Source organism: Clostridium aquiflavi (assembly GCF_031344075.1).
Taxonomy (GTDB): domain Bacteria; phylum Bacillota; class Clostridia; order Clostridiales; family Clostridiaceae; genus Clostridium; species Clostridium aquiflavi.
Window position 1 is genome coordinate 14,975 of the sequence record NZ_JAVJAN010000005.1, and the last position, 13,867, is coordinate 28,841.

Below are 13,867 nucleotides of genomic sequence, written 5' to 3' on the forward strand. Positions count from 1 at the left end.
AAGTTGAATTTAAATGGGGGGATTTTAATGCTAAATAAAAGATTAAGCAGAATACTAGGACCAGTTATAGGTATTATGGTGTTTATGACAAGCTTAGGAGTAGGAGAAGTTAAGGTTTTAGCGGATGATAATATAAGTCAGGCTTCAGTAACTTGTGAAAATACAAGTTATGATAAGGAAGAGGACTATTCAGTTAAAATAAATAAAAGTGTTGAGCAAAATGGACTTAAAATAACTTTAGATAGTGCTATTGCAACAAAACACAAGCTGAAAATATTAGTTAAAGTAGAAAGTAAAGAATCTATTGATAAAGAAAAAGCAGATAATTTGATAAGTATAGTTACATTTGGAGAAAATTTTAGAGATAGTTCAGGCTATTGGAATGATTATAAAGATGATAAAACATTTTTTATAAATATAAACGAAGAAAATGACGAAGAAGAATTTCTTGAAAAAGATAGTTTAAGAGTAGATATTGTAATACCTACTTATAAAATTAATGTTGGAATAGATGCAGATGTAGATTTCTCAAAGTCATTTAAAGAGTCGGTTAAAAAGAAAATGAATACTAAAATACCAGAATTTGATTTTACAGTAAATAACATAGAATCAGATATTATGGGAACAACAATTAATTATAGTGGTCCATGGATAGAAAATAGATTCGAAAAGGATGAGCCATCAGACTCACATCATTCTTGTATCATATTACAAGTTGGAGATAAAATGTATAAAGCAAAACGAGGTGGTAGTAGTGCTTCAAAAGAAAATGGAACTAATGGAAAATTTGTTTGTGAATCACTTAATTATGATAAATTTAAAGAATCAGAAAAGATAAGTATAATACCTTTAGTTAGTTATGTTTCTTATGATAGATTAAATGAAATGTGTGAAAATGAAGATAGAAGTGAGTACTACGAGAAAATAAATAATTACAAAGAAATAAAAGATAATGTAAAGTATTTAAAATCATTTGATTTTTATGATGGAAGTAAGGGAGAAATATATAATATAGAAAGAAATGACAATAAAATAAAGGTATATTGCAAAGGAGAGTCAGAAAAAGAAAGTTTATTAATGGTAACTAATATATTTATGGATTATCAATTGGACATTAAAAATGTCAATTATTCAAATAGTTATGATAGTAGAAAGAATATGAGTTTTTATAAAGACCTAAATGATGAGTTTGGATATGTTGTAGAATTTAACAATGTACCAAAAGATAAAACTATGGATGTGAATTTTGATTTTAATATAAGTAAAATAGATAAATACGAAATAGGAAATGAGGTAATAATAAGTAAATAACAAAGAAAAGGAGAAGTTTTATGAGATATGTAGTAGTATGCGTAGTAAAAGGAGAAGCAGGAGATTTTAATAATAATTTAAGGAAAGAGCTTTTTAAGAATTTAAAGGCAAAATCGTCTAAATTACCAGCTCATTTTACTATTAAAGCTCCTTTTGAATATGATGGGGATATTACAGAATTAATTAATATTCTCGAAGAAGTAACTCAAACAGAAAAGATGGCACCTTTTAAAATAAGTGGTTATGATCATTTTGGTGATAGAGTAGTGTATATGAATGTAGAGATGTCTGATGAAGGTAAAATAATTCATGATAAAATAATAGAAAAAATGAGCTTAGTTCCATATATTGAATTTGACAAAAGTGATGGAAAAGATAAAACATTTCATATAACTTTAGCATCAAAAAGAATAAGATCTATTTATACAAAGATATGGGAATATATAAATCAATATTCCTGTGAATTTGAATGTTTGTTTGATAATGTTACAATATATAATTGGACTGAAGGAACTTGGAAAGTATATAAAGAATTTAAGTTTAAAAAATAGGCTCTGTTTTTAAATATGTGTTGGTATATGCAATTATTTTATCATGGTTTACTTATGGATACATCAACACTTTATTAAAATAGAGAATAAAACTAATAATAAAGGCTAAACAGGACTATATTGTATATTTAAGATATACATATAGTCCTATTTTTATATGCATTTTGTTATTTAAAACTATAAATTAAATAGAAATTTATATAAGAGATGATAGATATAGTACATTTTAAACGAAGTATTAAGTGTAAGGGATAAGGCATGTTTAAAGTTAGTTGAATAAATATTATTTTTAATATGCCTAAATTAATATTGCAAGCTTGCTTTAGGGAGAAGGTTAAAAATGAAAATTGAAGAAGGAAACTTTATTTTTGAATTAAGAAAGAAAAATGAAAAAGCTTTAGATTATGTCATTGATAATTATGGGTGGATTATTAAATCTATAGTTAAAAAGCATTTATATAATCTACAAAGTATTCAAGATGAATGTATTAACGATATACTTTTGGGTATTTGGAATAATATTGAAAGTTTTGATGAAAACAAAGGTGATTTTAAAAATTGGGTTGCTGGAATAGCCAAGTTTAAGTGTATTGATTATAAGAGAAAATATTTAAAAGGATTAGAATATGAAAATATAGATGATTTAAATATAAGTACTCCAGATAATGTTCATGAAGAGATTGTAAAGAGTGAATTAGAATCTGATATTGAAGAGATGTTAAGTTGTTTAAAAGAAAAAGATAGAGATCTATTTTATAAGTTATATGTTGATGAGAAAGATATAAGTGATATAACAAAAGAAATGGGAATTAAGAGAGAAGTCGTATATAACAGATTATCGAGAGGAAAGAAAAAGATTCAAAAAATATTTAAGATATTAGAAAGTAGAGGGTAGAAATATGAATAAAGATATATATGATATGTTGAATGAAGTTAATATAAATATTGATGATTATGAGAAAGAAGACTTTAATGACTTAGAGAAGAAAAAAATAAAATCTAATTTTAGAAAGTCAATCTCAAAAAAGAAACCTAGAAAAAGAGGGATGATAACAGCTACTATTATTGTAGCATTAACAATAGGGATGTTGGGAAGTAATATAGGAGTCTCTGCACTATCAAAGGTCAGTTATATAATTAGTAATGATATAGCTAGTTTTTTAGGAATAGAAAGAAACTTAGATGAATATAAAACTGTTATAAATAAATCAATAACAGATAAAGGAATAACAGTTCAATTAAATGAAGTAATATTAGATGGAGATGAAATGACAGTTTCTTATAATGTAATTTATGATAAAAAGTTAGATGTAATTTATGATAAAAAGTTAGAAAAAGATGAATCTTGGCACGGATTTAATAGTATTTCTGTAAATGGAAAAGAATTGAATACTGGATCTAGTGGGAGATCTAGAAACATTGATGACTATACTACACAATCAGTAATTACTTATAGTTTAAAAAATTGCGATTTAAATGGAGAGTTAAATATAAAATTTGTAAGTTCAAATGTAATGATAAATGATAAAGAACAAAAAGGAAAGTGGAATTTTGAATTTAAGACTAATGGTGATCAATTAAGAATAGATACTAAGGAAATGTCACTTAACAATAAATTCACACTAGAAAATGGTAATGAATATATATTAGAAAAATATACAGACAATTCACTTGGTCAAAAGATTTATGCTTCAATAAATTACTCTAATAGTAAATCCACTTATGCTCTTGCTTTAAAAGGAAGTGATGATTTAGGGAATAAAGTAGAGTTTTATTTATCTCATGGTGATAAAAATTCAGGGCTATTTAAGATAGAAACTATTGATGGAAATCTTAATGAAAATGCAAAATTATTAAAATTAACTCCATATGCAGCTAAATATCCAGAAAATAGTGGAAAGATGGATGGTGAATACAAACAAGTAGGAGAAGAATTTACAATAGATTTATCTAAATTAAAATAAAACTTAAATGTTTTTATAAGGGTATATTTTAAGATAATGTTGATATATTCATAAGTAAAGCTGGACTGAGTAATTGAACTTAGGAATACTAAAATGATTATAGTCACATTTTAGCTTGCTCCCAATATAAAATTGAGATAAGCAGTAAATGTGAATATAAAAAGGAAACTCGACTTCGCTGAGCAAGTTCAAAAAGCTAAATATAAAATTTAGATTCTCACTTAAGAATTCTCAAAGTCCAATTACAATGCCACTTTACCTATTGTATATATCAAAATACATTAAAAACAGAGCTAATAATTATATAAAAACTTTATTTTACTTGGATAATTAAAAGCAAATAATAGAACAATATATAGTGTAAATTAATTAGATTATTTAAAAATTAATAAGAAAATATAATAATATTTTATTATTTTTTTTAAAATTAAAAAAACATATTTGCTTTAGGAGGAATAAGTAATGAAGGTAACAAACCCTGAAGAATTAACTCAAAAAATTAAAGAATTAAGAGAAGCACAGAAGAAATATGCTCAGTTTACACAAGAACAAGTAGATGAAATTTTTAGGCAAGCAGCTATGGCAGCTAATGATAATAGAATTAAGTTAGCTAAGATGGCTGTAGAAGAAACCGGCATGGGTATTGTAGAAGATAAAGTTGTAAAGAATCACTTCGCAGCTGAATACATATATAATCAATACAAAGATATGAAAACTTGTGGAGTGCTTGAAGAAGATCTTACATATGGAGTTACAAAGGTTGCAGAACCAATAGGAGTTATAGCAGCTATTGTTCCAACAACAAACCCTACCTCAACAGCTATTTTTAAAACTTTAATAGCTTTAAAAACTAGAAATGCAATAATAATATCACCACATCCAAGAGCTAAAAATGCTACAATTGCAGCTGCAAAAATAGTTTTAGATGCAGCAGTTAAAGCAGGAGCACCAAGTGGAATAATTGGTTGGATAGATGAACCTTCAGTTGAATTATCTCAAAATGTTATGAGAGAATGTGACATAATCCTTGCAACAGGTGGACCTGCAATGGTTAAAGCAGCATATTCATCAGGAAGACCAGCATTAGGTGTTGGAGCAGGAAATACTCCAGCAATTATAGATGAAACAGCTCATATCAAGATGGCTGTTAACTCAATTCTTTTATCTAAGACTTTTGATAATGGAGTAATTTGTGCATCAGAACAATCACTTGTTGTATTAGATGAAGTTTATGATGAAGTTAAAAAGGAATTAGCTGCAAGAGGAGCTTATATTCTAAAAGGTGATGAAGTAGATAAAGTAAGAAAAATTATTTTAAATGAAAAGGGAGGCTTAAATGCTGATATGGTAGGCCAACCAGCATATAAAATAGCTGCTATGGGTGGTGTTAATATTCCAGAAAGTGCAAAGGTATTAGTTGCAGAAGTTGAATCTGTAGAACTAGAAGAACCTTTCTCTCATGAAAAATTATCACCAGTACTTGCTATGTACAGAGCTAAATCTTATGAAGAGGCATTAGAAAAAGCTGATAGACTAATAATATTAGGTGGTATGGGTCACACTTCTATACTTTATACGGATGAAATAAAATGTAAAGACAGAATAGCTGCATTTGGCGCTAGAATGAAAACTGCTAGAACACTTATAAATATGCCAGCATCTCAAGGTGCTATTGGAGATTTATTTAACTTTAAGTTAGCTCCATCTTTAACTCTAGGCTGTGGTTCATGGGGTGGAAACTCAGTTTCAGAAAATGTTGGACCTAAGCATTTGATTAATGTTAAAACTGTAGCTAAAAGGAGAGAAAATATGCTTTGGTTTAGAGTTCCTGAAAAAACTTATTTTAAATATGGATGTTTACCAATAGCGTTACAAGAATTACATGATATGGGTAAGAAAAAGGCATTCATTGTAACTGATAAAGTATTATTTAATTTAGGATATACTGATAAAGTTACAGAAGTATTAGAAAGAAATAAGATTCAATATAAGATATTTTCTGAGGTTGAACCAGATCCGACTTTAAGATGTGCTAAAGCCGGAGCAAAAGAAATGTTAAGTTTTGATCCAGATGTTATAATTTCTCTTGGTGGAGGCTCAGCTATGGATGCTGCTAAAATCATGTGGGTTATGTACGAACATCCAGAAATTAGATTCGAAGACTTAGCCATGAGATTTATGGATATAAGAAAGAGAGTATTTAAATTCCCTGTTTTAGGCGAAAAAGCTATGATGGTTGCAGTTGCTACATCAGCAGGTACAGGATCAGAAGTAACACCATTTGCTGTTATAACTGATGAAGAAAGTGGAGTAAAATATCCATTAGCTGATTATGAATTAACTCCAGATATGGCTATAGTTGATGCAGAACTTATGATGACTTCTCCTAAGGGATTAACTGCTTGTGCAGGTATAGATGTATTAGTTCACTCTATAGAAGCTTATGTTTCAATAATGGCATCTGAATTTACTAATGGATTAGCTTTAGAAGCTATAAGATTAGTATTTAAATATTTACCACAAGCATATAATGAAGGTTTAACTAATATTAAAGCTAGAGAAAAAATGGCGCATGCTTCATGTATGGCAGGTATGGCATTCTCAAATGCATTCTTAGGAATTTGTCACTCAATGGCTCATAAATTAGGAGCTTTCCATCACTTACCACATGGTATGGCAAATTCATTATTATTAAATGAAGTAATAAGATTTAATGCAAGTGATGCTCCAACTAAACAAGCAGCATTTGCTCAATACAAATATCCAAATGCTGAATATAGATTTGCAAGAATTGCAGATTATTTACATTTAGGAGGAGATTCTGATGGCGAAAAAGTTGAATTATTAATTAAGGCAGTAGAAGAATTACAAAGAAAAGTTAATATGCCAATGACAATAAAAGAAGCTGGCGTAAGTGAAGATAAATTCTATAATTCACTAGATGAAATGGTTGAGCAAGCATTTGATGATCAATGTACTGGAGCTAACCCAAGATATCCATTAATGAGTGAAATAAAAGAAATGTATATAAATGCTTATGGAATTAAACCCCAAAAACAAGAAATAGATAAAAAAAAGAATAAAAAGAAATAATAGATTAAAATAAAAAGTTAAAAATTACGAATCTAGACTATATAATACCTCGGTAGAAATATCGGGGTATTTTTATTCATTAGAAAGTTATAATTAAGTCAAATAATAAAGGATAAAAAAATATTTTTGATTATGTTATTATAGTAATAAAAACTAAAGATAAGAAGGTGTAATTATGGATATCAAAATTCTTATAGCAGAGGATGATAGAGTCTTTAGAGAACTTATATGTGATATTGTAAGAAAAGAAGGATACATACCAGTGGAAGCTTGTGATGGCAAACAAGCAATAGATATCTTTTTTAGTTCAAAGGATATTGATCTTATTATATTAGATGTAATGATGCCTATATATGATGGCTTAGAAGTCCTTAAAGAAATTAGGGAATATTCAGATGTGCCTATAATAATGCTTACAGCCTTGGGAGATGAAAAACATGAGGTTATTGGACTTAAAAAAGGTGCAGATGATTATATTGCAAAGCCTTTTAGTTATGAAATATTTATTGCTCGAATTAACACAATTGTAAGAAAATTAAAGAAAAAAAACTTTTATCAAGTAATTCAAGGAAAGATAAAAGTAAATCAAGAAACACATAAAGTAATAGTAGATAATGTGGAAGTTAAGTTAAACCATAAAGAATATAATATTCTAATTTGTTTTATAAAAAATAGTGAAAGAGTATTATCACGTGATCAAATATTAAATAAAGTATGGGGATATGACTTTTGTGGAGATGCAAGAACTGTAGATACACATATAAAAACTTTAAGGGCTAAACTTTTAGACTGTGGAAAATATATAAAGACAGTACGAGGTAGTGGATATATGTTTGAAGGAAAAGACAATGAAAACAATTAGGACAAAGTTACTTTTCATATTTACAGTAGTTATGATTTTTTTAGTTCTATGTGGGATATTTTTAAATTCAATATTTTTAGAATCATATTATATTTATAAAAATAAAAGAATTTTTCTATCAATGAATGAAAAAATTAGTAATAAGTATATTGATGATAAAGAAAATATAGATGAGTATATAAATATGATAGATAGTATTGATAATATAAGAACTATTATTGTTAATGAAAATCTTAACATAGAACATAATTCTTTTCCTAAAAAAGAACCTAATAAAGATAGAGGGTTATCTAAAGAAATCAAACAAACTATTTTAGAAAATGAAGATAAACTTTCAAATAAATATGTATATTATATTGAGCAAAAACATGATGATAATATGAATAAATTAATTTTTATTTCACGAATGAATAATGGGAAATTTATTATTTTAAATAAATCTCTTAAGGGTATTTATGAGAGTGCCTCAATAGCAAATCAATTTTATATGTTTGCAGCAGCAATAGTAATTGCTATTGGAGGTATATTTATACTTATTTTTTCAAAAAAGATAACAAAACCAATTATAGAAATGAGTAATGTTGCAGAAAATATATCAAATCTTAACTTTGATAAACGTGTAGATATTAATTTACACGATGAAATTGGAAATTTAGGAAAAAGCATTAATAAAATTTCTGAAAAATTAAGCACTAGTATAAATGAACTTAAGCAAGATGTAGAGAAACGAAAACAACTTGTAAGGGATATGTCCCATGAATTAAAAACTCCAATAGGTATAATTAAAGGATATGCTGAAGGACTTAAATATGGTGTGGCTTATGATAAGGAAAAGATGGATACGTATTGTTCAGTTCTAGTTGAAGAATGCGACAGGATGGATAAACTGGTACAGGAACTTTTAAATCATTCTATGATGGAATCTGGAATGGTTAAAATAAATAAGACGAGTTTGGATATTAGTGATCTTATATCTAATATAGTAGAACGATTTAATCAAACATTTATTGATAAATGCATTGATTTTGATTTAAAGTGCGTAAATAATTATGTGATATCTGCTGATAGCCATATGCTAGAAAAAGCTGTAAATAATTTTATTACAAATGCTATTGATCATGTAGATGAAAGAAGAATTATTGAATTAACTGTTGAAAATAAAGAAGATGGAATAAAAATAAATGTTTTTAACACAGGAAGCCACATACAAATGAAAGATTTAGAAAAAATTTGGGATGTATATTATAAGGTGGATAAAGCAAGGGGTAGAACATATGGAGGTCATGGATTAGGATTATCAATTGTAAAATTAATAGTAGAGTTTCATGGAGGTACAACTGAAGTGAAAAATACAGAAGATGGTGTAATTTTTTCTCTTGAAATACCAAATTGTATTATAAATTAGATAAATAAAGACTTTAAATAAAATTCGTCAAATGAATTGTCAAAAAATTATTTTAAAAAAGTGTATTTATTTAATGAACTAAAAAAATAAACGCTTTATACTTGTTTCTGTTAATGAAGATTTTCAAGATATTTCTAATATAAATTGAAAGTTGTAGCAAAAAGTATATTATTTATAGATTTCACATAAATTTCACAAAAAAGTTTTATTATATATTTAAATTAATCATTAACGAATGCGTTTAAATTCAAATCAGTAAAATAATGGATTAAAGGAGAGAAAATTATGAAAAAAAATAAAATATTAGCAATTTCTGTTGCAACTATAATGACAATGTCAACTGTTGTTCCAGTATTTGCAAGTGAAATTATATCTCAAGATGTAACTACTGGTATAAGTGTAGCTGAAACTACTTTGCCAGGGGTACCAACTACCGGAACAACAACTGAGGCAAGTGTTGAATCAACTATTGAATCAGATACTTATAATAATATTGATGGTGATGTTGAAGCAAATGTAGAAACAGATGAAGAAGTACAACAAATTAGTGAAACAGAAATAAATGCAAAGTTAGTTCAAAGAGCAACAGAACTTGGCGTTGATATAACAGGATTATCAAATGAAGATGCAAGAACTAAGATAAGAGAAGCATTAGCATTACAACTTGGAATCGATATAACAGGATTATCAAAAGAAGAAATACAAGCTAAAATAAAAGCTGTTATGCACGAAAATAAATTAAATACACCAGAAGGTATTACAAAAATAGCTGAAAAACTTGGCGTTGATATAACAGGATTATCAAAAGAAGATGCAAAAGCTAAAATAAAATCAGCTATGGAAGCAAAACAGCTTGCAAAACTTACTGAAACAGCTACAAAACTTGGAATAGATGTTACAGGATTATCAAAAGAAGATTTAAAAGCTAAAATAAAAGCAACTATTGATGAGAATAACTTAAATACACCAGAAAGACTTGCAAAAATAGCTGAAAAGCTTGGTGTAGACATCACAGGATTATCAAAAGAAGATGCAAAAGCTAAAGTAAAAGCAGCTATTGAAACAAAACAACTTGCAAAATTTGCTGAAAGAGCTACAAAACTTGGAATAGATGTTACAGGATTATCAAAGGAAGATTTAAAAACTAAAATAAAAGCAGTTATTGAGGCAAAAGAGCTAACAAAAGTTACTGAAAAAGCTGCAAATTTAGGAGTAGATATCACAGGACTTACTAATAAAGAAGCAAAAGATAAAATTAAAGAAGTTCAGAAAGAAACAAGAGAAACAACAAAGCAAGCTCACAAAGAAACAAAGGAAACAATAAAAGAAGCTCGCAAACAAGTAAAAGAAACAATGAAGGAAAATCATAAAGAAAAAAAAGAAACTCATAAAGCAGGAAAAAAATAAAAAGAAATAAATAAGTACATTAAGGATTATTTACAAATTTAAAGTAGCTAGTCTTTTGGTACTGTATAAGTGTAGATGAAAATCGTAGAAATATGATTTAAACATCTACACTTATTTTTTGTGTATAAAAATGTAAAAATAAAATATTAATTTGTAGTAGATATGCCTATAATATATAATAAAGATAATATATTTTAAATCTAGTGGCTTAGTATACACTAGATATAATATGGTGGTGAGTATGATGGATTTAAATAAAGCTGTATCTAATATAATTAGCAATCATAATATTGAATGTGTGGGATTGTTTGGAAGTAGAGCAAGAGGAGATTATTTAGATAGCTCAGATTATGATATATTTATAATAGCAGATATAAGTATGGAAGAAGAGTTAGAAATTGAAGCAGAGTTAGAACAACTATTAGATAATAATATTGATGTAATAAATTTGAAAGAAGATATGGATAGAATTTTATTGAAAAATATAGTTAATGAGGGCACTATTCTTTATAATAAAAATAATGCATTTGAAAATATATATCGATTCGTTGAAAATTTTTTTATAGAAAATAGTGATTTTTTAAAATTAAGGGAGAGAGATTTACTTGATTAATAGAGATAGAATTATAAAATTATTAAAAGATTTTAAAGAATGGAGTATAGACTTTCGTGAATGCTTAAATTCTTTGGAAAATTGTGATGATGAGATTTTAAAAAAAGTATTATATCATAGTGTTCGAGCTTATTTTTTAGATTTTCATATATTATGTGAAGACTATATTTCTATTAATTTAAAAGATATAAACAAATATAAAATTGACATTTCTGCAATAGAAGGAATGGAAGTAATTAAAGAAAACAATAGAATAAGTGAAGATTTCTTCAAATTTTACTGTGTGTCTAGAAGGTATAGAAATAGATTAGCGCATAGATATAAAATGCCAAAAGATGAAGAAATTTTATTAAATATGAAAAGTAATTTAAAATTTATTGATGAACTTGAACTAAGCATAAAAAATAATATAAATTAAAAATATATATTATTTTACTACAACTGTGTTTGAAACTATGCTATCATATATTGAAATAATAAATAGAAGAGATGGATGAATGAATGGATAAAAATAAAAAACCAAGTATTGGATTAAACTATAATAAGGCAATAAAACAAAACAAAAATTTTATGTATAATGATTTAAAAAGAAGTAACTGTTATAATTGTGATTTCACAGGATCAAATTTCAATTTTACAAGTTTTAGAGGAGCTCACTTTAAAGACTGTAATTTTTTTGAATGTACATTTAAGTCTGCTGAGTTTGTAGGAAGTAATCTTAAGAAAAGTAGATTTAAAAGAGCAAAATTCGAAGATACTGTATTTGAAGGTGCAAATTTAAGTGGAGCAGATTTTAGAGATGCAAAATTTAAAAATGTAATATTTGTAGGAACTGATTTAAGTACTGCAAAAAATTTAGAATTTGATAAATCAGCAGTTAGAATATTTGAAGAAGCACCAGCAATTGATATAAGTGAAAATCTAAAAAAAGCTATAGATTCAGCACTAGAAAATGAAAAAATAAAAAGATCAAGACTTTTGGATAATAAAGATGGAGATATTAACACTTTAAGCATAATGATTCTTTTAGAAAAATTTAATGAGAAAAGTTTAATATCAGGCTTGAAAATTCTTTGTGATAGAGCAGATAGAGATTTTTGTACATTGAGTTACATAATAAAATCTATACAAACATATCAAAAAGAAGGTATATTATAAAATAAAAGCGTGGCATAACCACGCTTTTATTTTATAGTAGAATTAGTAGTAATGACATTTTTAGTGCTTTTGAGTTTATTAAATTTGTCTGAAAATACTATTTTTAAAAGTAAGGGTGTAATTACTGTTGTTACAATTATCATTATTATCATAGGACCAAAAAATACAGATGACATTAGTCCTAAGGCAGCACCCTTATTTGCAACTATCAAAGCGACCTCACCTCTTGATACCATTCCAGTGCCTATTTGAATAGATTCTAAAGAAGAAAATTTACATAATTTAGCAGCAGCTCCACAACCTATAATTTTAGTTAAAATAGCAACTATTACAAGAACTATAGAAAATATAATCATTGATAAAGTCATTGCTGGTAATTTAAATTTTATTCCTATACTTGCAAAAAATACAGGTGAAAGGAACATATAAGAAAGTGTTTCAAAGCGCGAAGCTATATATTTAGAGTAAGTAGTTTTTGAAATTATAAGTCCGGCTATAAATGCACCAGTTATATCAGCAACTCCAAAAAATACTTCTGCACAGTAAGAAAGTATTAAGCAATATACAAAAGAAAGTATTACAAATCTACGCATACCTTTACCATGTTTTAACTGAACATTTGAAAAGAATTTATAAAATATAAAACAACAAATAGCTGCAAAAACAAAGAAAGCGAAAATTTTAAATAAAACCACCCAAACATTTACATTTGAATCTGCAAAACTTGTAACTATAGTAAGTGCAATTATGCCTAAAATATCATCTATAATTGCAGCACCTAAAATTGCACTGCCAACATTTGTGCTAAGCTTGCCCATTTCTTTTAAAGTTTCAACAGTTATGCTAACAGAAGTGGCGGTAAGTATAACTCCAATGAATATATTTTGTAATATTATACTTGAAGATGCATCTGAAATAGAAGGGTCATTATTAAAGAAAAAGCTAACTAAAAACCCGCCAATAAGAGGTATAAGAACACCTATTAAAGCAATAATAAATGAAGAATGTCTACTTTTCTTTAACTCGTTTATATCAGTTTCAAGACCGGCGCAAAACATTAAGACAATTACTCCAATCTCAGAAAGTTGTGTTATAAACTCTGTTTCATTTAAAAGATTAAAAACGGTAGGACCAAAAAGTACACCAGCCATTAAAGCTCCAACAACTTGTGGAAGTTGGAATCTTTTATTTGCAATACCTAAAACTTTTGTAGTTAACAGTATTAAGGCTAAATCAAATAAAAAATCATAAGAATTCATAATAATATCCTCTCTTTCTAAATTGAAATATTAAATAAAAACTCCTATATATAGTATATGATATTATTGGAAATAGTACTAATTAGTATAAAAGATTAAGAAAATGTTTTATAAATTATATAATAAGGTGATATTTATTTTATAATATTTATACAAAAATGTAATGAAATTTAAAGCATAAAGAAAGATAAGATTGTAAAATTCGTTAATTATAAAATTGAAATTGTTAATAGGTATAGTATTA

At 26.9% G+C, this 13,867-nt stretch carries 12 protein-coding genes; 11 read left to right on the forward strand and 1 reads right to left on the reverse strand.

Annotation, left to right across the window (positions count from 1 at the left end; translation table 11 throughout):
- Nucleotides 1-27 precede the first annotated feature (27 nt).
- From RGC78_RS02415 to RGC78_RS02465, 11 genes are all read left to right on the forward strand, one after another.
- Nucleotides 28-1,311, forward strand: a complete 1,284-nt coding sequence (locus RGC78_RS02415) for a DUF4179 domain-containing protein (protein ID WP_309555964.1) — start codon at nt 28-30, stop codon at nt 1,309-1,311.
- A gap of 20 nt (nt 1,312-1,331) precedes the next feature.
- Nucleotides 1,332-1,862 (forward strand): 2'-5' RNA ligase family protein, encoded by a 531-nt coding sequence (locus RGC78_RS02420; RefSeq protein ID WP_309555965.1) that lies wholly within the window; start codon nt 1,332-1,334, stop codon nt 1,860-1,862.
- A 340-nt stretch (nt 1,863-2,202) separates the two neighbouring features.
- Nucleotides 2,203-2,757 (forward strand): sigma-70 family RNA polymerase sigma factor, encoded by a 555-nt coding sequence (locus tag RGC78_RS02425; protein WP_252215409.1) that lies wholly within the window; start codon nt 2,203-2,205, stop codon nt 2,755-2,757.
- A gap of 4 nt (nt 2,758-2,761) precedes the next feature.
- Entirely contained in the window at nt 2,762-3,826 is a 1,065-nt protein-coding gene (locus RGC78_RS02430) for a DUF4179 domain-containing protein (protein WP_252225856.1), read from the forward strand.
- Nucleotides 3,827-4,288: 462 nt separating this feature from the next.
- On the forward strand, nt 4,289-6,919 hold the full coding sequence (gene adhE / locus RGC78_RS02435; RefSeq protein WP_309555967.1) for a bifunctional acetaldehyde-CoA/alcohol dehydrogenase: 2,631 nt from the start codon (nt 4,289-4,291) through the stop codon (nt 6,917-6,919).
- A gap of 175 nt (nt 6,920-7,094) precedes the next feature.
- Nucleotides 7,095-7,781: a response regulator transcription factor gene (locus tag RGC78_RS02440; RefSeq protein ID WP_252215422.1), complete on the forward strand. Its 687-nt coding sequence runs from the start codon at nt 7,095-7,097 to the stop codon at nt 7,779-7,781.
- A complete protein-coding gene (locus tag RGC78_RS02445) occupies nt 7,768-9,186 on the forward strand; it encodes a sensor histidine kinase (RefSeq protein WP_252225853.1) in 1,419 nt (472 codons plus the stop codon). The genes RGC78_RS02440 and RGC78_RS02445 overlap by 14 nt, the downstream gene beginning before the upstream one ends.
- Nucleotides 9,187-9,471: 285 nt before the next feature.
- Nucleotides 9,472-10,593: a hypothetical protein gene (locus RGC78_RS02450; RefSeq protein ID WP_309555968.1), complete on the forward strand. Its 1,122-nt coding sequence runs from the start codon at nt 9,472-9,474 to the stop codon at nt 10,591-10,593.
- Nucleotides 10,594-10,837: 244 nt separating this feature from the next.
- Nucleotides 10,838-11,206: a type VII toxin-antitoxin system MntA family adenylyltransferase antitoxin gene (gene mntA / locus RGC78_RS02455; protein ID WP_252225849.1), complete on the forward strand. Its 369-nt coding sequence runs from the start codon at nt 10,838-10,840 to the stop codon at nt 11,204-11,206.
- The gene (locus tag RGC78_RS02460) at nt 11,199-11,624 is read left to right on the forward strand and encodes a hypothetical protein (RefSeq protein ID WP_252215433.1); all 426 of its coding nucleotides are present in this window, start codon (nt 11,199-11,201) and stop codon (nt 11,622-11,624) included. Before mntA ends, RGC78_RS02460 begins: the two co-directional genes overlap by 8 nt.
- Before the next feature lie 83 nt (nt 11,625-11,707).
- Nucleotides 11,708-12,364 (forward strand): pentapeptide repeat-containing protein, encoded by a 657-nt coding sequence (locus tag RGC78_RS02465; RefSeq protein ID WP_252215436.1) that lies wholly within the window; start codon nt 11,708-11,710, stop codon nt 12,362-12,364.
- A gap of 26 nt (nt 12,365-12,390) precedes the next feature.
- Here RGC78_RS02465 and RGC78_RS02470 read toward each other — a convergent pair whose 3' ends face one another.
- Nucleotides 12,391-13,623, reverse strand: coding sequence for a cation:proton antiporter (locus tag RGC78_RS02470; RefSeq protein ID WP_252215438.1), 1,233 nt, complete (start codon nt 13,621-13,623; stop codon nt 12,391-12,393).
- Between the last annotated feature and the right edge of the window lie 244 nt (nt 13,624-13,867).